This is a genomic window from Geomonas oryzae (genome assembly GCF_004117875.1).
Taxonomy (GTDB): domain Bacteria; phylum Desulfobacterota; class Desulfuromonadia; order Geobacterales; family Geobacteraceae; genus Geomonas; species Geomonas oryzae.
This window is the reverse complement of record NZ_RAHW01000011.1, coordinates 12488-33146: the sequence shown is the minus strand read 5'-3', so window position 1 is coordinate 33146 and position 20659 is coordinate 12488. Positions and strand designations below refer to the sequence as shown.

Genomic DNA, 20659 nt, shown 5'->3' with positions numbered 1-20659 from the left:
CCTTTTTCTCTGTACGAGTTTTCTTTTTGTTTGGTTTGAATTGTTGTCTTTTGATGTTGAACTATTATCTCAAAAAAAAGCCTCTTTATTCCTGCCCGTCATCCCTCCCGTAATCCGAGTTTTTTGCAGATCCTGCCCAGGGTTTGTTGTTCTTCATCGGTCAGCACCCCCATCTCGGCGACGATGGCCGCCTCGACCTCGGCGAAGGTGGCCTCGATCAGCGTGCGTCCCTTCTGGGTGAGGATGACGGTGCAGAAGCGGCGGTCTTCCAGGGAACGCTCGCGCAGGACGAGCCCCTGCTTTTCCAGGTTGTCGATGACGAGGGTGATGTTGCCGGTGCTTTTCAGTATCTTCGACGCGACGTCGCGCTGGCACAGGGGACCCTTGTGCAGGAGGGCCTCGAGCACGCCGAACTGGCTTATGGTGAGACCGGCTTCCGACATCTTGCGTCCGACTCTTCCGGTCACGGATTCGGCGCCACGCATCAGCTTCGTGTAGGTGTTCAACGCGAGTTTGGAAGTGCCGTCCTTTTTCATGATCTCTCTCCGTTTGCTCTCAACATCTTGTCGATGATGTAAAGCTATAACTGAAACGATTAAATGTCAAACTATTTTTTTACGGGTATGCGAAAAAACGGTAAGTCATCGTCAGGCAAGGGTAACCGGCGTGGCGGTACTTGCCAACGCCGGCTTTTAATGGAAGAATAGCGCGGGTGTCCCAATGAAAAAGGAAGGCGAAAGCGTTAAGAAATTTGAGCCGGTTATTGCGGAGCCGTGCCTGGGCTTCCACGGGAGGTGCACAGATGAAACGGTTTTTACTGGTCATGTTGATGCTTGCCCTGCCGTTCAGCCTAACGGCGCAGGAGCCGCAGGTCGGGCTTATCTCGCTGCGCGGGCCGATCAACCCGGTGACCACCTCCTTCTTGAAGGACAACCTGACCCAGGCGGCTGCGCGGGGGGAGCGACTCGTCCTCGTTGAGCTGGATACCCCGGGAGGGCTCGATCTCGCCATGCGTGAGGCTGTGCAGGCGATCTTCGCCGCGCCGGTTCCCGTGGTGGTCTACGTCACTCCGTCCGGGGCGCGCGCCGCATCAGCCGGAGCGGTCATCGGCCTTGCCGCGGACGTTCTCGCCATGGCGCCCGGCACCAACATCGGCGCGGCACACCCGGTGTCACTTTCAGGCAAACCCGATCCGGTTATGGAAGCTAAGATCGTGAACGACGCCGAGGCCTACGTGGAGGGAATCGCCGGGAAGCGGGGGAGAAACGTCCAGCTCGCCGGGAAGATGGTGCGGGAGAGCATATCGCTCACGGCCGAGGCGGCGCTCAAGGAAAAGGTGATCGATCTGGTCGCCCCGAGCAGGGAAGAGCTCCTCACCCGGTTGGAGGGGCGCACCCTTTTGCGCGGCGGCAAGGAGAGCGTGCTGCATCTCTTAGGCGCCCGCGTGGTGCACCACGAGATGGGGACGCGGGACCGCATCCTCGACGCGATCAGTAACCCCGACGTGGCCTACATGCTGATGCTCCTGGGGATCCTGGGGCTTTTCTTCGAACTCTCCAACCCGGGCGTCATCCTCCCCGGGGTGATCGGCGGCATTTCGCTGCTGCTCTCCTTTTTCGCCCTGCAGACCCTGCCGGTCAATTACGCGGGATTCGCCCTCATCCTGCTCGGCATCGTCCTGTTCATCGCCGAGATCAAGGTGGTCTCCCACGGGATGCTGGCGGTGGGCGGGGTGGTTGCCATGGTCATGGGATCTCTGATACTCTTCCCGTCTCCCGAGCCCTACCTGCGCCTGTCCCTTAAGGTGATCGCACTGACCGTCGGCATCACCGCGCTCTTTTTCACCGTGGTGATCGTGAAGGTGATCCAGGCGCACCGGGAGCCTCCCATCACCGGCGTCGAGGGGATGATCGGAGCCGTCGGGGTGGCCGACACCGACCTCGATCCGGACGGGAAGGTGGTGGTGCATGGGGAGTACTGGAATGCGACCTGCGCCGAGCCGGTGCTGCGTGGAGAAAAGGTGCGCGTGGTCGGGGTGAGCGGCCTGCTGGTCACGGTGGAAAAGGAGGAGTTGAAACGTTGAGGCGGAAGGAGAGGGGCCATGGCGGGCGGTAGCAGGCGGCAATCCGGGGACGTGAGGCTCGGTGACGCCCTTTTAGGGCTTCCCTGCCTGCAGCGGCAGCGGGCGAACCTCACCGGCGGGCTGCGGGAGACCTGGGAGGCGCTGCACGGCGAGACCTGTCCGGTGTGCGGCATGGAAGCGGACGAACTCGTCATTGAAGAAAGCATGCCTGGAAATACGGGCTTGGTCGGGCGCGTGCAGGAGAGGTTTCCCGGATGGCAGCCCGAGGACGGCCTGTGCCGGCCGTGCCTCGAGCTGTTTTGTGGGACGGAAAGCTAGAAGTGCTTAGGCACCGGGAGGCACCCCTCTTCGCTCAGCGCGTTCAGGTACGTTGTGCGCAGCTGGACGAAGGCCTGGGTGAGCCGGTCGATGAGGGCCGTGTTGCTGCAGCCGACCAGCTCCAGGAGCCCGTTTTGTTTGTTCGCGACGAGGCGCTCGATGTGCGCCGCCCTGCGGTTGATGTCCACGTGGGTGTGCCCCTGGGCGTGGCTTACCAGGCTCAGCATGGCGTCGGTGACGAAGACATCGATGGAGTAGATCGCCACCACCTGCGGGTGTTCTTTAAGCTGGAACACCACACGGATGTCGGGGTGGGGGAATTCGATGCCGGGAAGGTGGTCAGGGCCCATGTAATAAGAAGACGCCACCGGCAGCACTTCGATGTAGCAGTTGAGCAGTGTCGATTCGATATCGATAGGTGTCTGTACCGGCAGTTTGAGTGCCGCCCGTGAAAACTGTTCGCCGTGTTCGAGGTATAGTGAGAGCCGCATATGGTCACCTGTGAGTAGGAAGTTCAACGAACCACACAATAAAAATAATACCGACACTCCGTAAAAAGCAAGTGACCGACCGCAATTATCCCGGCCTCTTTCGGAGGTTTTGCCGGCAGTGTTTCAGGCGAAGTCGATTGACAGCGCTGCCCGGTCTATGTCATTAATTTCCCATTGTCCGCTCCGGTTAATCCCCAGTAAAGGTGCCCTGTCCTTGCCTTTTTTTACCTTCCATAGGGAAAAGCCCTCCACAGGCGGTGCGAAGCGCCCCGGCGCAGTCGTGGCCATCTGGGCTTCGCTGCTCTTCCTGCTGCTCGGTTTCGCCCCCGCGCTGCACGCCGACACTGCGGGACCCGGTGGGGGAGGCAAGGGCGTGGTCGTAGTCGGCGGCGATTACAACTACCCCCCCTACGAGTTTGTCGATCACGAAGGGAAGCCGACCGGCTTCAACGTGGAATTGACCAAGGCCATCGCCGAGGTGATGGGTTTCAAGGTGGAGATCACCCTGGGGCCCTGGGACGGCATGCGCCGTGCCCTGGACCGTGGGGACGTCGACATCCTGCAGGGAATGGCCTTCTCTCAGGAGCGCACGAACGAGGTGGACTTCTCCACGCCTCACGCGCTTTTGTTCCAGTCCATCTGGATCAGGCGTGACAGCCGGAAGATCAGGTCGATCGAGGACGTGCGCGGCAAAGAGGTCATCGTGATGAAGAACAGCATCATGCATGATTTCATGACGAGTTACGCCCCCACCTCGAAGCTCATCCTGACCGACACCCTTGCCGAGGCGCTGAGACTTTTGAACCAGGGGCGGGGGGACTGTGCGCTCGTCTCGCGGCTGACCGGCATGTACCTGGAGAAGGAACTGGGGCTGAAGAGGATCATCCCGGTGGCCGAGCCGATCATGACCCAGGCCTACGGCTACGCGGTGAAGAAGGGAAACGCCGAGGTGCTCGCCCGCTTCAACGAGGGGCTAGCCATCCTGAAGCGCTCCGGACAGTTCCAGGAGATCCACAACAAGTGGCTCGGCGTTATGGAGTCGCAGCCGGTGTCGTGGGCGCGCGTGGTGCGCTACGTGACCCTCGTCGCGGCGCCGCTTCTCATCATCCTTTTGGGGACCGTGGTCTGGTCGCGGACCCTGCAGAAGAAGGTGGCGCAGCGCACCGAGGAGCTCGCGCGCGAGGTGGCCGAGAAGCAGGCGGCCCTGGAGAAACTGAGGATGCACCAGGACCAACTGGTGCAGGCGGACAAGATGGCCTCGCTGGGCGTGCTGGTCGCCGGGGTCGCCCACGAGATCAACAACCCGAACGGCCTGATCCTGTTGAACCTTCCCCGGTTCGAGGAGGTGTTCCGCGGCTCGCAGCCGATCCTCGACGAATACCGCGAGCGGCACGGCGACTTCAAGCTCGGGCGGCACAGCTACGACCGGCTGCGCGAAGAGTTGCCGCACATGCTGTCGGAGACGCAGGACGCGGCGAAGAGGATCAAGCGTATCGTCACCGAGCTGAAGGATTTCGCGCGCCGCGACAGCGCCGATCTCACCGAGCTTGTGGATCTGAACCAGTGTGCCCAGGCGGCGTTGCGGCTGGTGGAGAACACCGTGGTGAAGAGCGCGCACGACATCGTCGTGAACCTCTCCGACGCGCTGCCGCCGGTGAAAGGGAACAGCCAGCGCATCGAGCAGGTGATCGTGAATCTGCTTTTGAACGCGAGCCAGTCGCTTCAAGGGAGCGGCAAGAGCGTCCACGTCGCCACGAGGCACGACCGTTTCCGCGACCTCGTGCTCTTGAGCGTGCGGGACGAGGGGAGGGGGGTGGAGCCGGAGCACCTGGCGCGGCTTACCGATCCCTTCTTCACCACCAAGCGCGAGGAAGGGGGGTGCGGGCTCGGCCTCTCCATCTCGGCGGGGATCGTGAAGCAGCACGGCGGGACGCTGATCTTCGACTCGCAGCCGGGCTTCGGCACCACGGTGACCATGGAGCTGCCGGCGCTTAGGGGACGGGGCGAGGGGTAATGGCGGACTTCCCGCTAGCCTTTAGCGCGTCGGATGCAAACGTCCCCTCCCCTGGAGGGGGAGGGCTGGGAGGGGGCGCGCAGCGTCTTGTCGGGCTTCCCCCCTCCCATCCTCCCCCCTCCGGGGGGAGGGGCTCCTATGCACGGTCCAGCCGGATCTGCAGTGGGGCATCGTTCCTACGGTCCACCGTGGGAACGAAAGCCCCGGACGCTCCAGCGTCCGCAGTACGAGACGCGGGAGCGTCTCCCGATTGCATTCCCACGCTGGAGCGTGGGAACGATTTCTTTCCGCGAGGAGTTGCAATGAGCGAAGCACTTTATCCGGCCTTCGGCGTGCTTTTAGTTGACGATGAGGCGCCGTGGCTGCGCAGCCTGCGCATGACCCTGGAGGGGCCGGGGGCGATCAGCAACATCATGACGCTCACCGACAGCCGCGAGGTGATGGGGGTGCTGGACAAGGGGCACATCGGCCTCGTGCTCCTCGACCTCACCATGCCGTACCTCTCGGGGCAGGAGCTCCTGGCGCGCATCGCCGAGGAACACCCCGAGGTGACAGTGGTCATCCTCTCCGGTCTGAACCAGATCGAGACGGCGGTTTCCTGCATGAGGCTCGGCGCCTTCGACTACCTCGTGAAGACCGACGAGGAGGACCGGATCCTCGACTCGGTGCGGCGCGCGATCCGGATGCAGGAGCTGCAGCTGGAAAACAAGGAGATGCGGCGCCGCTTTTTGAACGACCGGCTCGAGTGCCCCGAGGCGTTCGCGCCGCTTGTGACGAACAACAAGGCGATGCGCTCCATCTTCCAATACATCGAGGCGGTCGCGAAGAGCACGCAGCCGATCCTGATCACCGGCGAGAGCGGCGTCGGAAAGGAGCTCATCGCACGCGCCGTGCACACCTTGAGCCGCGGCGACGGGCCGCTCGTCCCGGTGAACGTGGCCGGGCTCGAGGACAACGTATTCACCGACACGCTTTTCGGGCACAAGAAAGGGGCCTTCACCGGCGCCGACGAGAGCCGCAGCGGCATGGTGGAGCAGGCCGCCGAGGGGACCCTTTTCCTCGACGAGATCGGCGACCTCTCGCTTGCCTGCCAGGTGAAGCTCCTGAGGCTCTTGCAGGAGGGGGAGTACTACCCGCTTGGGAGCGACCAGCCCAAGCAGCTGCGTGCCCGCATCGTGGTGGCTACGCACCACGACCTCTCGCGGAAAAAGGACGCGGGAAGCTTCCGTAAGGACCTCTATTTCCGTCTGCGGGCGCACCACGTGCACATACCCCCTTTGCGCGAGCGAAAGGACGACATCCCGCTTTTGCTCGATCACTTCCTGAAGGAAAGTGCGGAGGTCTTCGGGAAGAAGGTGCCGAGCTACCCGAAGGAACTTCTGACCCTCCTCGCCAACTACGGTTTCCCGGGCAACCTGCGCGAATTGCGCTCCATGGTCTTTGACGCGATGAGCGTCCACTCCTCGCGCATGCTTTCGATGAACAGCTTCAGGCAGGCGATGGAGGTGAAAGGGGGGGAGCATGGTGAGACGACGGTGCCGGATCGTGGTGCCGTGAGCGGTGAACAAAACGTCTTCGCCTCCCTGTGTGAGATCCCCACGCTCAGTTCCGCGGTTGAACAGCTGGTGATCGAAGCGATGCGACGCGCCGACAACAACCAGAGCATGGCCTCCCGCATGCTCGGCATTTCCCAGCCTGCGCTGAGCAAACGGCTCAAGCTGCAAAGAAGCGGAAGGGATAAGGACGATTGACGATTGACGATTGACGATTGACGATTGACGATTGACGATTGACGATTGACGATTGACGCGTCCGTCTCTTTACCCGCAAGGGGCACATTCTCCTCCCCCCGGAGGGGGGCGGTCGGGAGGGGGGAAGCCGGATCGAGCCGCTTCGCGCCCCCTCCAACCTTTTGGCGGCCGTGGCATTACTTCCTTTTGACGGTCCATCCTCCCTCTCCCCCCGGGAGAGGGGCGGGGTGAGGGCACCGGCAGCTGCAATCTGGTCTTTTCGTGGCAACGCCCTCACCCTCCCTCCGGGCACCCTCTCCCGGAGGGAGAGGGACTGGCGCCGGCCCCTGTGCGTTGTGCTGCGGCCGATCTGCCTAACTTGCAGGCAGCGTCCTTCCCCGTGTCGTTCTCCCTTGCCGAGGGGCAAGCGCTGTTTTTGCCTCCTTTTTCAGCAACCCCTCCCGGGCCGCCGCGGCACCGTATGAACCTCCCGCCTTACCGTCGTCTGCATGGGGTATAACTTTTGTTAACTCTATGAGAATTGTTATACCCCTGCTAAACCGCCCTTTCTTGGTCCCTTTCCCTTTTCTCTGAAACGTCTTTCTGCTAACGGTTATACCCCTTTGTTTCTAATGCGACGTTTCAAAGTCCTGTATTCGGATATTAATCCGAGTTCTTAGCCGTTTACGCCCGCGTTGGCACCCCCCTTGCTATATATGAGGTCGCTTCATTAGCATACTGCCGAGGCCGGCGGTGAAACGGTGGTTCGCGCCGGGCGTTAAAGGCGGAACTGCCCATATCCTGTGCAGCAGCTTCGACTGACTCGATTGGCAACAAATAGAAAAGGAGCAGCAGATGATCAAGTTTGAAGGGGTCCACAAGTGGTTCAAAAAGCTTCACGTGCTCAACGGGATTGACCTCCACGTCAAGCAGGGGGAGGTGGTCGTTGTCTGCGGTCCGTCGGGGTCCGGCAAATCCACCCTGATCCGCACCATCAACCAGCTGGAACCCATCCAGGAGGGAGGCCTCATCGTTGACGGCATGGACCTCAGGAGCAAGAAGACCGATATCAACAAGCTGCGCGCCGAGGTCGGCTTCGTGTTCCAGCAGTTCAACCTCTACCCGCACCTCTCGGTGATCGACAACATCACGCTGGCTCCGATCAAGATCCGTAAGAGTTCGAAGAAGGAAGCACAGGAGCAGGCGATGGAGCTTCTCGAGCGCGTTGGTCTCGCCGTGAAACGCGACGCCTACCCGACCCAGCTCTCCGGCGGTCAGCAGCAGCGCGTCGCCATCGCACGCGCGCTCGCCATGAAGCCGCGCATCATGCTCTTCGACGAACCGACCTCCGCCCTCGACCCCGAGATGATCGGGGAGGTGCTCTCCGTCATGCAGGACCTGGCATCTTCCGGCATGACCATGGTCTGTGTGACCCACGAGATGGGCTTTGCCCGCGAGGTCTCCGACCGCGTCGTCTTCATGGACCACGGCGTGATCCTCGAGGAGGCCCAGCCGGAAGAATTCTTCCGCAACCCGCAGCACGACCGCGCCAAGCAGTTCTTGAAGCAGCTGCTGTCGCCGATGCACTAGAACTTGCCTGTCTTCGGACCTGCCGGAGGCGCTTGTTAAATACCGAACATCAAAAGGAGATTCACTGTGAAAAGATTGGCTGCTGTTGTTATTGGTCTGGCTGCGCTCATGGGGACTTTCGGAAAGGCGATCGCCGCGGCTCCGGCCGACACCCTCGCCGAGGTAAAGAAGAAAGGCGTTCTCGTGGCGGGCGTTAAGGATTCCCTCCCTCCTTTTGGTTATGTCGATGAGAAAAGCCGCGAGATCGTAGGTTACGACGTGGACTTCGTGAAGGCGATCGCCAAGAAGCTGGGCGTCAAGGTCGAGCTGAAGCCGGTAACCTCCGCTTCCCGCATGCCGCAACTCATGGAAGGGAACATCGACATCATCGCCGCCACCATGACCAAGAACCCGGAGCGCGCGAAGCAGATAGGCTTCAGCCACACCTACTTCGCCACCGGCCAGAAGTTCATCACCGTGAAGGGTAAGGTCAAGAGCCTGAAGGACCTCGCGGGCAAGAAGATCGGCACCGCCAAAGGTTCCACCTCCGAGCAGAACGTGAAGACCGCCATCCCGACCGCCACCGTGCTCTCCTTCGACGACTATCCGCAGGCGTTCCTCGCGCTGCAGCAGGGCAAGGTCGCCGCGGTGACCACCGACGAGGCGATCCTGGCCGGCATCCTCGCCAAGGCCCCGAACAAGGCGAAGTTCGAGATCCCGAACGTCCAGATCTCCAACGAGCCGTACGGCCTCGGCATGAGGAAGGAAGACGCCAAATTCATCGCCTTCGTGAACAAGACCATCCTCGAGATGGAGAAGAGCGGCGAAGCGAAGCGCATCTTCGAGAAGTGGTTCGGCAAAGGGACCCCGTTCGCGCTGAAGAGAACCTTCAAGATCGTGGCTGACAAGTAAAAAAACAGGTCAAGGTTGAGGTCGGGGTCGAGAAAAATCACACGGCTCTCAACCTTGACCTGTCGTTTAACAGTAAACCAGGTTGTCGCTGAGCTTTAGTCGAGAGAAGGGGATTTAGTTGTCAGCCTTTCTCTCAACTTGACCTTAACCGCAACCTGCCTTCAAGGGGTTTTACGTGCTAAAGTACTCATTTGACTGGTCCATCGTCACTTCCGGCAAGTATTTCGAATGGCTGGTATCCGGGCTCAAGGTCACCCTGGAGCTCTCCGCCGTCGGTATCGTCTGCGCCTTCATCCTGGGGCTGATCATCGCGGTCTTAAGGATGAGCCACTTCCGTCCCGTGCGCTGGATCGCCACCGCGTACCTCGAGTTCTTCCGGAACACGCCGCTTCTGGTCCAGATCTTCTTCTGGTACTTCGGCTCCTATAAGGTGCTTCCGGCGGTGGTGAACGACTGGCTGAACAGCACGAACTTCGAGTTCGCGGCGGCAGCCATCGCGCTCACCATCTACACCTCGGCCTTCATCGCCGAGGACATCCGGTCCGGCATCCTCTCCATTCCCAAGGAGCAGATGGAGGCGGCGAGAAGCGCCGGGTTCTCCTATCTGCGCTCCATGCAGTACATCATCCTGCCGCAGGCCGTGCGCATCACCGTGCCTCCCCTGGTGAACCAGTTCCTGAACCTCGCCAAGAACTCCTCGCTCGCCATGAGCATCGGCGTCATGGAACTCACCTACCAGGCGCGCCAGGTGGAAAGCTACACCTTCAAGGGGTTCGAGGCCTTCACCGCGGCCACCGTGGTGTACCTGGCGCTCTCCGTGGTCATCACGGCGCTCATGGACCTCTACAACAAGAAGGTGCTCAACCCGCACCGCGCCTAGGACGCGCTCGCTTCGGGATCGAAAACGGCAGATTTTCCTGCGGGAAATGGAGAACATAAATGGAAGAAGCACTTAACTTTCAGGTAATCATCGACAACTTGACCTACTTCATGATCGGGCGCTACCCCAACGGCCCGCTCGGGGGGCTTGGGCTCACCATGTACCTCGCGGTGGTCTCCTGCGTCCTCTCCTTCTTCGGGGGACTCATCTTGGGCCTTTTGAGCCTGTCGCGCCACGCCTGGATCCGGCACCCGGTGAACCTCTTCATCAACGCGGTGCGCGGCATCCCGCTTTTGATGGTCATCTTCTGGATGTACTTCCTGCTCCCGGCCCTGATGGGCAAGACGGTGCCCGAGGCGACCACGGTCATCATGGGACTCACCATCTTCACCTCGGCCTACATGTCGCAGATCGTGCGCGCCGGCATCCAGGGGATACCGAAGGGGCAGACCGAGGCGGCCATCTCCACGGGGCTCAAGCCCTGGCAGGCGATGCTCTACATCATCCTGCCGCAGGGGTTGAGGAATATGATCCCGTCCTTCGTGAACCAGTTCGTCTCGCTCATCAAGGACACTTCGCTCGCCTTCATCGTCGGGGTCTCCGAGCTCACCCACGTCGGCACCCAGATCAACAACCGCACCATGGCGTATCCGACCGAGATCTTCATCTTCATCGCCGCGGTCTACTTCGTGCTCTGCTTCGCCTTCACCAGCTTCTCGCGCTGGCTCGAGGGAAGGCTCGCCTGGAGAAAGTCGATCTAGTCCTCTTTGCCGCAACGTTTCCGAACGCCCCCCTTGGTCCGCCAAGGGGGGCGTTTTTCGTGGACCCTTGCCAAGCTGGACGGTCTGTCTTATCCTTTGGCTGGCCGATATCGGCTAATGTGAGGGCAGGGGAGGGGAGATCATGAAGGCTGAGGTCGTTTCGGTGCGCTACCGCATCCCGCTTACCGAGGTGCAGGCGGAGAAACTCAGGCGCACCTGGCCCAACGGCGATCCGTTTTACCCGTACGAGAAGATGGAGCGCTACCTGGAGCCGCTCCTCGTCGAGGACCTGAACTGGCACCACTACTCCGGGGACTACCTCTACTTCACCGTCTACGGCGACGACATCGAGGCGACCCTCGCCGATGCCCTGAAGGTTTTCGAGGAGAGACTCGCGCTTTTGGAGGGGAAAAGACGATGAGAAGGATACTGCAGGGTGTCATCTTCCTTTTTTGCATGACCGCAATTTTCCCGGTCGGAGGCGGCGTCGCTTTCGGCGCGCAGGCGGGAGAAGCGGACCTCGCGCGTCAGGTGCTCGCCGAGACCAACCTCGCGCGCACCGCTCCGCAGCGCTACGCGAACTACATACGGGAGTTCCGGAAGAGTTTCGTCGGGAAGGCGTACCGGGTGCCGGGGACCTACAACATGGTGATGACCTCGGAGGGGACGAAGGCCCTGGACGAGGCGCTGCGTTATTTAGCGCGGCAGCGCCCGGTGCCGGCGCTTTCCTGGTCGTCCGGGCTTGCCGAGGCCGCAGCCGACCTGGTGCGGGTGCAGACCGAGTCGGGTGAGACGGGGCACGGGGAAGCGGGAGGACTAAAGGGGAGGATCGAGGGGCACGGTTCCTGGACCTCGACCATTGGGGAGAACATAAGCTACGGCCCCGACACCGCACGCATGGTGGTGATGGGGCTCATCATAGACGACGGGGTCCCGAACCGGGGACACCGCAAAAACATCTTCAACCGCGCCTTCGCCACGGCGGGCGCCGCATGCGGGCCGCATCCGGTGTACCGCACCGTCTGCGTCATGGACTTCGCCGGCGCCTTCAAGGAGCGCTAGCCGCGCTACCCCCGGTTGATGAGGAGTGCCAGGCTCAGCCGGTTTCCGGCCGGCAGCTTGCCGTAGATCGAGGTGAGGTGCGCCTTCACGGTGCGCTCCACGATGCCGAGTTCGGCTGCTATTTCGAGGTTGGTCCTCCCCCCGGCGATCAGTTCGGCCACCTTGCGCTCCATGGGGCTAAGCGGCGCCAGGAGTTCGTCGAGCCGCCTCTCCCTTCCCGCCGCGGCGTTTTGCGCCGCCTCCAGGATCAGTTGCTGGATCACCTGCTGCCCGAGCCACACCCCGCCCCCGTCGATCACGTTCAGCGCTTCCTTCAGGCGCTCCGCCGAGATGTACGTGTTGGCGTATCCCACGATCCCCACCTTCAAAAAGGCGAGACCCTCGTCCGGTTCCGGCCGGTCGGAGAGGAGAAAGAGCCTGGTCGCAGGCGACGCGGTGCGCAGGGCGGCGCACTCCGCCTGGTCCACCAGGTCGCGGTGCAGCATGACCAGGTCGGGCCTTGCCGAAGGGACCGTCCGCCTCAGCTCATCGAGAGTGCGGACCTGTAAGATCTCGTTTCCATCGGCAAGCAGTCCCTGCCAACGGGTGAGGACGGTTCCGCTTGCGCTTGCCAGCAGGATGATCATGCGTTACCTCTCGCGCAGTGCGCTGTACTTCGCCTTCAGGATCGGTTTGAGGATGTACGAGAGGATGGTGCGTTTACCGGCCAGGATGTCGACCGTGGCGACCATGCCCGGTATGATGGGGAGCGGCTTCTCCTTGGTGCCCAGGTAGTTGCGGTCCGTCCTGAGCGTCACCAGGTAGTAGCTCTCCTTCTTTTCGTCGGTGATGCTGTCGGCCCCGATCTGTTCCAGCCGCGCATCGAGCCCGCCGTAGATGGTGTAGTCGTAGGCCGAGAACTTCACCATCGCCTTCTGGTTCGGCTTCAAAAAGCCGATGTCGGCCGGCTTTATCTTCGCCTCGATGAGGAGGGTCCCCTCGGTCGGGACGATCTCCACGATGTTCATGCCGGGCTGGATCACGCCCCCTATCGTGTTGACGAGGATGCGGTTCACCGTGCCGTTCACCGGAGAGCGCACCAGGGTGCGGTCCAGGCGGTCCTTGAGCGCCATCGAGGAGGCGGCCTCCTCGCCCAGCTGTGCCGCGACCTCGTTGTACTCGGTCTTCGCCTTGTTCGCGAAATTGAGCTTCAGCTCCCGCATCGCGGAATAGCTCTCGCTGATCTTCGACTGGATGCGCGGGATCGACTGCTTTATGGTCTCGATCTCCCCCTTCATCTCGCTCGCCTTGCGCTCGAGCTGCAAAAGTTCCATGTCGGAGACGGCACCCTTGGCGACCAGCGGCCTCGTGATGTTGATCTCCTTCTGATAAAGGGAGTAGGTCTGGCTGAGCTCCTTGAGCCTCGTGTTCAGCTCCCTCAATTCCCCCTGGCGCTGGTCGATCTGCGACTGTTTCACGTCGAGGGAGTTCTTCAGTTCGGCGCGGCGCGATTCGAACAGGGCGCGCTCGCTGGCGGCGATGGCCGGGGGGGCGTCGGCGGGCGGGGTGAAGCTGGTACTTCCCGCCGCCTCGGCGCGCAGACGGGCGGCCTTCGCCTTGTTGGCACCGGATTTCGCCTGGCTTTGCTCGAGCGAGGAGACAAAGCGGGTCTCGTCGATCTTCAAAAGGAGCTGCCCCTTCTTAACCGTGTCGCCCACCTTCACGTGCAGTTCCGAGAGGATGCCCCCCTCCAGGTTCTGGATCACCTGCACCTGGCTTGCCGGGATCACCTTTCCTTCGCCCCGCGTGGTCTGCTCCACCTCGGAATAGCCGGCCCAGACGAGGAAAATGACGAAGAGGAGCAGGGTCGACCAGAGGATGGCGCGCCCCCCGCGCGGGGACTGCACCAGGATCGAGGTCTTGATGTCGGTCACGAAATCGACTTCTTCTTCGGGCATCCTGCGGAACACCCCGTTCGCCTTGTTCTTGTTTATCTCCACGACAGTTCTCCGCTAGATGTTCAGATGCCCGCGTTGCAGCGCTTCGAGGACCGCCCCTTTCGGGCCGTCGGCCACCACGGTGCCGTTGTCGATGACGATGATGCGGTCCACGAGCTCGAGCAGCGAGGCGCGGTGCGTGATCAGGATCATGGTCTTTTCCTTCGCCCCTTCGGCGAGGTTGTTCTTGAGCCTCAACTCGGAACGGCTGTCCATGTTGCTGGTCGGCTCGTCGAGGACGAGGACCGGCGGGTCGAGAAGGAGCGCCCGGGCGATGGCGACGCACTGGCGCTGCCCGCCGGAGAGCCCGCGGCCGAACTCCGCAACCTCCATGTCGAAGCCGAGCGGGTGTTTCTTCACGAACTCGCCGACCCCGGCAAGCTCCGCGGCCCGCATGATGGAATGGTCGTCGACGTCGTCCGCACCGAGGGTCAGGTTCTCGCGCACCGTCCCTTTGAAGAGCGAGATGTCCTGCGGAACGTACCCCACGTAGTGGCGCAGCTCGGCGGGGTCGATCTGCCTGAGATCGGTGTCGTCCATGGTCACCATGCCGCTTCCCGGCTCGAAGAGCCCCAAAAGCAGCTTGCCGAGCGTGGTCTTCCCGGAACCGATCGGGCCGATGATGCCGACCTTCTCCCCCGCCTCGATGTTCAGGGTGATGTTGTTGAGCGCGTTCACCGACTGGCCGGGGTAGGCAAAGGAGAGCCCGCGCACGCCGATCCCTCCGTGGAAGCGGGTGCGGTGCAGGAAGGTCTTGCCTGCCGGGCGCTCCACCGGGAGCTTCATGATGTCGTCGAGGGTCTTGTACGCCTCCTTGGCGCGGTGGAAGCGGGTGGCGAGGTTCGCGACCTGGGCGACCGGGGCCACCACCTGGCGCGAGAGGATCACGAGGGCGACGAGTCCCCCCTGGGTGAGCTTGCCGACGGAGATGGCGTAGACACCGGCGACGACGAGGGCGACGACGGCCAGGTTCTGCACGAGGTAGGCGACCTGGTTCACCGAGGAGGAGAGAAAGCGCGAGCGCGCGCTCCATGTCGCGATGTAGCCGACGGCATCCTCCCAACTGCGCTGCACGTGGGATTCGGCACCTAGCATCTTCACGGTCTCGAGCCCGGCAAGCCCCTCGACCAGGATGGCGTTTTTCTGGCTGGAGGCGGCGAAGGTGTTTTCCACCGCGCGGCGCAGGGGCGCCTGGATGCAGGCGGCGTAGGCGATCATGATGACGATGCTGGCGATGAAGATGGCGAGGATGACCTCGCCGCCGATGTACCAGATCACCCCGAGCCCGAGGATGATGAAGGGGACGTCGATCAGGGTGGTGATGGAGAATGAGGTGATGAAGTCGAGGATGGACTCGAATTCCCGCAGGTTGTTGGAGAAGGAGCCGACCGACTGCGGCCTCACCTCGAGGCGCAGGTTGAGGACGCGCTGCAAAAGTACCGAGGAGATCCTGAGGTTCGCCTTTTTCCCCGCCTCGTCGATGAAGTAACCGCGCAGCCCCTGCATCAGCACCCCGAAGAGGTAGACGACGGTGACACCTATGGAGAGCACCCAGAGGGTCTCGAAGGCGCTGTTCGGGATGACCCGGTCGTAGACGTTCAGGACGTAGAAGGTGCTGACGAGTCCGAAGACGTTGATGAGTAAGGAGGCGACGATGACGTCGCGGTAGATGCGCCAGGAGGAGGTGAGGGTGCCCCAGAACCAGTGCCCCGTACCCTCGGCCTCGCGGGCGACGCCCCCCTCCCGCCCGATGCGGTACTTGGGGCGGACGAAGATGGCGAAACCGGCGTAGAGCTTCTCGAGCTCGGCACGGGTGATGCTCTTTTCTCCCGTCCCCGCCTCGGGAAGAAGGATCTTGAAGGTGTCCTCCTCGAGGTCGCGCTCAACGACCGCCACCGCCTGACGGTTATGCAAAAGCAGGACGGCGGGGAGCTGCAACTGGCTTATGCGGTTCAGCGGCCGCTTGACGACGCGGCTGGAGAGACCGGCGCGCTCGGCGCAGCGGGGGAAAAGTTCCACCGTGACGCGATTTTGCACGAGCGGCAGTCCCGCCACGATGCCGGTACGCGAAGCCGGCAGCCCGTGCAGCTTGGCGACCAGCATCAGCGCGTCGAGAAGGGGATCGTCGTGACGATCCATGTCCTCGCCAAGGTTCCACTGTGTTTCAGGGGCGGTTCTATCTGTCTCTTGCACGTCGTTTCCTCTTTATGCAGACAAGCCGTCAAAAACAAAAAGGTGGATTATTGTAGCATAATAGATTTCACATTGGTAATCGTTTTGCGTTATACTTGGGCCTGTTGTCCGGTGTCAATGATTTTCGACTAATGCCTTCGCCCGCAGATCACAGAGAGGAAAACGCATGCTCTACATAGAGAGAGGAGAGGACGGCAAAATCGTCGCCCTGCATCAGACCCCCGTCAACCAGACCGCGGAGCAGAAGCCGCTCATGGACCCGGAGGTGCTCGCCTTTTTGAACGAGTCCGGCGCTTGGGGCGAGTCGCTCGCCTTCTCCGACGCCGCCACGGTCCGCGTCATCGAGGACCTTGTCGACCTTTTGGTCAGAAAGAACGTGATCAACTTCACCGAGCTTCCCGAACAGGCGCAGCAGAGGATCAAGACGCGCCAGAGCCTGCGCGAGAAGATCTCCGCCAGCGACCTCCTCGTGCACGACATCATCTAGGTGAATGAAGAGAGCGGCTTCGGCCTGCCGAAGAAGTAACCCTGCATGGCGTCGAGGTTCAGCTCCTTCAACACCGCCGCCTGCTCTTCGGATTCGACCCCTTCCGCCACCACGGCGATGTCGATGCTGTGCGCCACGCTGCAGAGCGAGGCGACGTAGAAGCCGCTGTCGTTCTCCCCGCTCAAGAGCTCCCCGGTGTAGGCACGGTCGATCTTCACGTACTCGGGACGCAGCGACTTCAGGTAGCCGAGTTTCGAGAAGCTCCTGCCGTAGTGGTCGAGGCCGATGCCGTGTCCGCAGGCACGCACCGCGGCGGCGAACTCCCTGATCAGTTCCAGATGCTGCACCGCGGCGAACTCGGAGAACTCGAAGTTTATGTGCGGTGAGCCGGAGGGAAGCCCCTTCAGGTAGCCGTGCAGCCAGCCGCGGAACGCCTCGTCCTCGAGCGACGTGGGGGAGATGTTGACGGCGATGCGCTCGACGCCGATGGTGCGGAAGTCAAAGCGCAGCGCCTCCTCGATCACCATCCGGTCGATGGCGGAAACAAGCTTCAGGCGCTCGGCGATCGGCAGGAAGAGGGCGGCGTCGAGTGCCGTGCCGTCCTCCTGCGCTATGCGGGCGAAGAGCTCCAGCTGCTTTACCTTGCGCTCCTTTGTGTTCGCGATGACCGCCTGGGCGTCCAGGGTCACGCGCCGCTCCTCGAGCGCCTGCACGAGCGATTCCTTCCACTGCTGCTGCCCCATGGGGAGCGCCGATTCCCCGCTCACCGCGCGCAGTTCCCAACCGTTCGCCCCTTTGCTTTGCGCCGCCGAGAGCGCCAGGTCCGCCTCGGAGAGAAGCCGCGACAGGGTGATGCTCCCCTCGTAGGCCGCAACGCCCAGGTTGGCGATGTTGTCGGAGAGTGAGAGCCTCTCGCGGGCGAGGCGCCCTAAGTCGTTCGCAATCTCGGTGGCGATGATTTCCGCTTCGGAAGAGGAGTGGTGCGGCAGGAAGATGCCGAAGTCGCCGCCGGTGAGTCTGCTCAGTACCGCTTCGCCGTAGCCCGAAACCGCTTCCTGCAAAAGCACGGCGACCCGCTTCAAAAGCTCGTCCCCCGCTTGCAGTCCGCGCTCCGTGTTGAGCGCCTCAAGGGCATGCACGCGGGCCAGCATGAGCAGGCCGCGCCCTTGCCCCTCGGTAAGATCGGCTCCCACCTGGGTCTCGAAGAAGCGCCGGTTTCCGATGCCGGTCAGCGGATCGTGGTAGGCCCGCTCCTGCAGCCCCTCGGCCCTCGCCGCCTGTTCCCCGAACATCTCCTTCACCTTCACCGTCATCCGGTTCATCGCCTCGGCAACGCTCTTGAATTCGCGGGTGCGCGGGAGGGGATCCTGCAGCTCGTACTCGCCGCGCCCCAGGGCGTCCGCCTGGCGCTCCACGGCGGCAAGCGGCTTTAATAGGAGCTTGAGCCCTATGCCGACCGCGGCAAGCATGAAGACGGCGCAGCCGGCGAACCAGACGGTCATGGAGATGACCTCGTTCCAGAGCGTCTCGTAGGCGTAGCCCGGGTGGCTCTTCACCAGGATGGTTCCCCCCTGGTTCCAACCCGCCATCACGTCGGCCTCCGCCTCGGGGGTCTTGAGCGGCACGAGTTTCACGAACCACTGCGGCACGTCCTCGACTTTCACCGGGAGCGTCCTGTCGATGAGCACCTCGCCGCGCGGGCCGGTGTAGGTGATCTTCTGGTAGTAGCCCCGGTCGAATAGGGCGTTGATCATGCCTTCCACCGTGGTGAGGTCCTTTTGCGCCACGTGGGGGGAGATGGAGAGGGCGAGCGAGGTCGCGGTATCCTGCACGTGGGACTCCAACTGGTCGGTCAGGAAGGTGCGGGTGTTGGCGAGCTTCGCGTACCAGGTCCCGGTGAAGAGGAGCAGGAAAAGGACGACGGTGAAGATGATGAGCTGTCGATACAGAGTCATATGTTTTTCCTTTGCCCGTTACAGTTTGTTCTCGGACATCTTCTGCAAAAGATCCTGCCAGAGCCTGAGCCGGTTCGACTTGCCGGCGAGTTTACCCTTGCCCCTTTGTTTCGCGAGCCACAGCCCGGAGCCGTTGAAGCTCAGGATCGGCATGAGGTCGGAGCGTTTGGAGGCGTGGTCTATGGAGTCGACCAGGTTGTCGAGCACGAGCGGCTCGGCCTCGGGGTCGCTGTAGTAGGTGAGCACCATGTGATGGATGTTGTAGCGCAGCGCCTTGACGTAGGTGATGCGCAGCTTGTCGTCGTCGACCCCCATCGCCTTGAGGGAAAAGTACTTGGCGATGGCGAAGTCCTCGCAGTCGCCGGCCCCCTTGGCCAGGAACTCCACCGGGGTCGCCCAGTAGTCCTCTACGCCCCACACCTCGCGGTCGGAAGCGAAACGGATCCGCTCGTTGAAGAAGCGGTTCACCTTCTCGAGTTTCTCCCGGTCGTGGCGGCTCCTGTCGCGTGCGATGAGCTCCTCCCAGGCGACCAGGCGCTGGTAGGCCTCCCGGCCGTACTTCTTTTCCGCCTGCTGCAATAGCTGCCGGTCGACGCTGAAGTTGCCGGCGGTGAAGACGGTGCCGGCAACGCAAAGCGCCGCCAAAAAGGCGGCCAGGGACAGCGATAGTAGTCGTTTAAGGTAGATGCCCACGGCGCTCCAGGGAAAGCCCCTTTTGTTAAAAAAAAGCCCGGACCGTCGGTGACTCGCGGCGATCCGGGACTCTGTGTCACGTCTGTTGGCGGGAGGCTACGGCGCGCTGCTTGCCGTGGTCACCTTCCCGCCGGCGTCCGGCGCCTGCAGGCCGAGGGTTGGCAGAAGGCGCGACATCCCGTTCAGAATCCGGTATTCGGCGTACCTCTGGTCGTATTGCGCGTTCACCAGGCTTGCCTTCGCGTTGATGAGCTCGGCCTGGGTGTCGAGAAGGTCGAACATGGTCCTTCTGCCGATGGACCACTGGGCCGCGAAGGCGTCGGCGGTCTGGGCGGCGGCCTTCACGTAGTCGTCGAGGAACTTCAGGCGCTCCTGCGCGGATTTGTTCGCGTCCCAGGAGAGACGGATCGACTGCACCGTCTGCCTTTTCGTGTTGTTGAGGATCTCCTCCGCCTCGTACACCTCGCTTCTGGTCTGCCCAAGGCGCGCCTTGTTCCAGCCGCCGTTGAAGATGTTGAAGGAGATGGTGGCGGTGCCGAGGAACTCCTCGCGGCGTCCCGGCAAGTCGTTGTAATCCTTTTGCCAGCGATAATCAAGGGCGAGATCGAGGGTGGGGTAGAGAAGGCTCTTCGCGGCCTCGTGCTGTGCCTTTCTCTCCTGCAGGTCGGCGCCTGCCGACTTCAGGGTCCGGTTACCCTGTACGGCGAGCTCCTCGGCCTCTTCCTTGCTCTTCGGGAGCTCCGCCGCGACCGATGCGGGCTCGGCCAGTTCGCCGGGGAGGTAGCCTACCACGGCCTGGTAATCGGCGAGGCTGTCGTCGAGGTTCGCTTGTGCTGCGGCGACGTTGGACTGCGCCAGGGCCAGACGCCCCTTCACCTGCTCGAAGTCGGCGCGGCGGTCCACGCCGGACTCGCTTCTGAGCCGCACCTGGTCATGGATCCTCAGGTGGTTGGTCAGGTTCTCCTGGGCGAGCGCCAGGAGTTTCTCGTTTCTGAGCACGTTCAGGTACACCCTGGAGGCGAGCAGGGCGTTGTTCTCGGCGGTCCCCCCGAGGAGGTACTCGCGGGATCTCGCCCGCGCTTCCTGGCGCTCCACCTCGTGCTGCGTGCCGAAGAAGCGGAAGACGTTCTGGCGCACGCTCACCACGGCGGTTGCGGGGGCGACGGTGTTGAAGATGGGCTCATGCTGGCGCGCTACGCCCGCCGACGCGGATGCGTCGATGGTGGGGAGGTACCCTGCCTTGGCCTGGCGCACTTCTTTCTCGCGCGCCACCTTGTTGTAGTACTGCGCCCGTACTTCGGGGTTGGATTGCAACATGTACTTCACGGCGTCCTGTAGTGTCTCGGCGTGGGCCGTGCCCGCCGCAGAGGTTAACATGCCAAGCGCCACAACGGTCATTACCTTCCTGTTCAGTGCCATAAACTACCTTCCTGTTCGTGGTATCAAGCTAACCACCATTGCACATGCTTCACAAACCGCATGACAAATGGAGCAACTCATGTTGACACACATATTATATGTGAATAATAAATTTG

Annotated in this window: 19 protein-coding genes; 11 read left to right on the top strand and 8 right to left on the bottom strand. The window is 62.2% G+C overall.

The window, feature by feature from the left end; genetic code table 11:
• Window positions 1–98: 98 nt before the first annotated feature.
• A complete protein-coding gene (locus D6Z24_RS20555) occupies window positions 99–536 on the bottom strand; it encodes a MarR family winged helix-turn-helix transcriptional regulator (protein WP_129127826.1) in 438 nt (145 codons plus the stop codon).
• A 266-nt stretch (window positions 537–802) separates the two neighbouring features.
• Here D6Z24_RS20555 and D6Z24_RS20550 point away from each other — a divergent pair, with 266 nt between their 5' ends.
• Together D6Z24_RS20550 and D6Z24_RS20545 are read left to right on the top strand one after the other, a co-directional pair.
• Window positions 803–2083, top strand: a complete 1281-nt coding sequence (locus tag D6Z24_RS20550) for an NfeD family protein (protein ID WP_129127825.1) — start codon at window positions 803–805, stop codon at window positions 2081–2083.
• Window positions 2084–2101: 18 nt separating this feature from the next.
• Window positions 2102–2401, top strand: coding sequence for a hypothetical protein (locus D6Z24_RS20545; RefSeq protein ID WP_129127824.1), 300 nt, complete (start codon window positions 2102–2104; stop codon window positions 2399–2401).
• Here D6Z24_RS20545 and D6Z24_RS20540 read toward each other — a convergent pair.
• On the bottom strand, window positions 2398–2892 hold the full coding sequence (locus D6Z24_RS20540; RefSeq protein WP_129127823.1) for a hypothetical protein: 495 nt from the start codon (window positions 2890–2892) through the stop codon (window positions 2398–2400). The two genes, D6Z24_RS20545 and D6Z24_RS20540, sit on opposite strands and share 4 nt — an antisense overlap.
• A 280-nt stretch (window positions 2893–3172) precedes the next feature.
• On the opposite strand from D6Z24_RS20540, the gene D6Z24_RS20535 reads away from it, so the two are divergent.
• The 8 genes from D6Z24_RS20535 to D6Z24_RS20500 all read left to right on the top strand — a co-directional run bounded on the left by D6Z24_RS20535 (window position 3173) and on the right by D6Z24_RS20500 (window position 11820).
• The gene (locus tag D6Z24_RS20535) at window positions 3173–4906 is read left to right on the top strand and encodes a transporter substrate-binding domain-containing protein (protein ID WP_246014705.1); all 1734 of its coding nucleotides are present in this window, start codon (window positions 3173–3175) and stop codon (window positions 4904–4906) included.
• Window positions 4907–5208: 302 nt separating this feature from the next.
• Complete coding sequence (locus tag D6Z24_RS20530) at window positions 5209–6657, top strand: sigma-54-dependent transcriptional regulator (RefSeq protein WP_129127822.1); 1449 nt, start codon at window positions 5209–5211, stop codon at window positions 6655–6657.
• 834 nt (window positions 6658–7491) lie between these two features.
• Entirely contained in the window at window positions 7492–8226 is a 735-nt protein-coding gene (locus tag D6Z24_RS20525) for an amino acid ABC transporter ATP-binding protein (RefSeq protein ID WP_129127821.1), read from the top strand.
• Window positions 8227–8292: 66 nt separating this feature from the next.
• Window positions 8293–9117, top strand: a complete 825-nt coding sequence (locus D6Z24_RS20520) for an ABC transporter substrate-binding protein (protein ID WP_129127820.1) — start codon at window positions 8293–8295, stop codon at window positions 9115–9117.
• Between the two features lie 175 nt (window positions 9118–9292).
• Window positions 9293–9997, top strand: coding sequence for an amino acid ABC transporter permease (locus D6Z24_RS20515; protein ID WP_129127819.1), 705 nt, complete (start codon window positions 9293–9295; stop codon window positions 9995–9997).
• Window positions 9998–10056: 59 nt separating this feature from the next.
• Window positions 10057–10758 carry an amino acid ABC transporter permease gene (locus D6Z24_RS20510; protein WP_129127818.1) on the top strand — a complete coding sequence of 234 codons (702 nt, stop codon included), beginning with the start codon at window positions 10057–10059 and terminating at the stop codon, window positions 10756–10758.
• A gap of 142 nt (window positions 10759–10900) precedes the next feature.
• A complete protein-coding gene (locus D6Z24_RS20505; RefSeq protein ID WP_129127817.1) occupies window positions 10901–11179 on the top strand; it encodes a hypothetical protein in 279 nt (92 codons plus the stop codon).
• Window positions 11176–11820 (top strand): CAP domain-containing protein, encoded by a 645-nt coding sequence (locus D6Z24_RS20500; protein WP_129127816.1) that lies wholly within the window; start codon window positions 11176–11178, stop codon window positions 11818–11820. Before D6Z24_RS20505 ends, D6Z24_RS20500 begins: the two co-directional genes overlap by 4 nt.
• Window positions 11821–11825: 5 nt before the next feature.
• On the opposite strand, the gene D6Z24_RS20495 is transcribed toward D6Z24_RS20500, so the two are convergent.
• Genes D6Z24_RS20495 through D6Z24_RS20485 form a run of 3 tightly spaced genes read right to left on the bottom strand, consistent with a single transcriptional unit; the run spans window position 11826 to window position 15989 of the window.
• On the bottom strand, window positions 11826–12446 hold the full coding sequence (locus D6Z24_RS20495) for a helix-turn-helix transcriptional regulator (RefSeq protein ID WP_129127815.1): 621 nt from the start codon (window positions 12444–12446) through the stop codon (window positions 11826–11828).
• 3 nt (window positions 12447–12449) lie between these two features.
• A complete protein-coding gene (locus D6Z24_RS20490; protein ID WP_129127814.1) occupies window positions 12450–13799 on the bottom strand; it encodes an HlyD family type I secretion periplasmic adaptor subunit in 1350 nt (449 codons plus the stop codon).
• Between the two features lie 12 nt (window positions 13800–13811).
• The gene (locus D6Z24_RS20485) at window positions 13812–15989 is read right to left on the bottom strand and encodes a type I secretion system permease/ATPase (protein ID WP_129127813.1); all 2178 of its coding nucleotides are present in this window, start codon (window positions 15987–15989) and stop codon (window positions 13812–13814) included.
• 166 nt (window positions 15990–16155) lie between these two features.
• Between D6Z24_RS20485 and D6Z24_RS20480 the strand changes: the two genes are divergently transcribed.
• On the top strand, window positions 16156–16476 hold the full coding sequence (locus D6Z24_RS20480) for a hypothetical protein (RefSeq protein WP_129127812.1): 321 nt from the start codon (window positions 16156–16158) through the stop codon (window positions 16474–16476).
• On the opposite strand, the gene D6Z24_RS20475 is transcribed toward D6Z24_RS20480, so the two are convergent.
• The 3 genes from D6Z24_RS20475 to D6Z24_RS20465 all read right to left on the bottom strand — a co-directional run bounded on the left by D6Z24_RS20475 (window position 16473) and on the right by D6Z24_RS20465 (window position 20543).
• Window positions 16473–18431 carry a bifunctional diguanylate cyclase/phosphodiesterase gene (locus D6Z24_RS20475; RefSeq protein ID WP_129127811.1) on the bottom strand — a complete coding sequence of 653 codons (1959 nt, stop codon included), beginning with the start codon at window positions 18429–18431 and terminating at the stop codon, window positions 16473–16475. The two genes, D6Z24_RS20480 and D6Z24_RS20475, sit on opposite strands and share 4 nt — an antisense overlap.
• A gap of 18 nt (window positions 18432–18449) precedes the next feature.
• Complete coding sequence (locus D6Z24_RS20470; RefSeq protein ID WP_129127810.1) at window positions 18450–19124, bottom strand: transglutaminase-like cysteine peptidase; 675 nt, start codon at window positions 19122–19124, stop codon at window positions 18450–18452.
• 96 nt (window positions 19125–19220) lie between these two features.
• Window positions 19221–20543, bottom strand: coding sequence for a TolC family outer membrane protein (locus tag D6Z24_RS20465; protein WP_129127809.1), 1323 nt, complete (start codon window positions 20541–20543; stop codon window positions 19221–19223).
• Window positions 20544–20659: the final 116 nt, after the last annotated feature.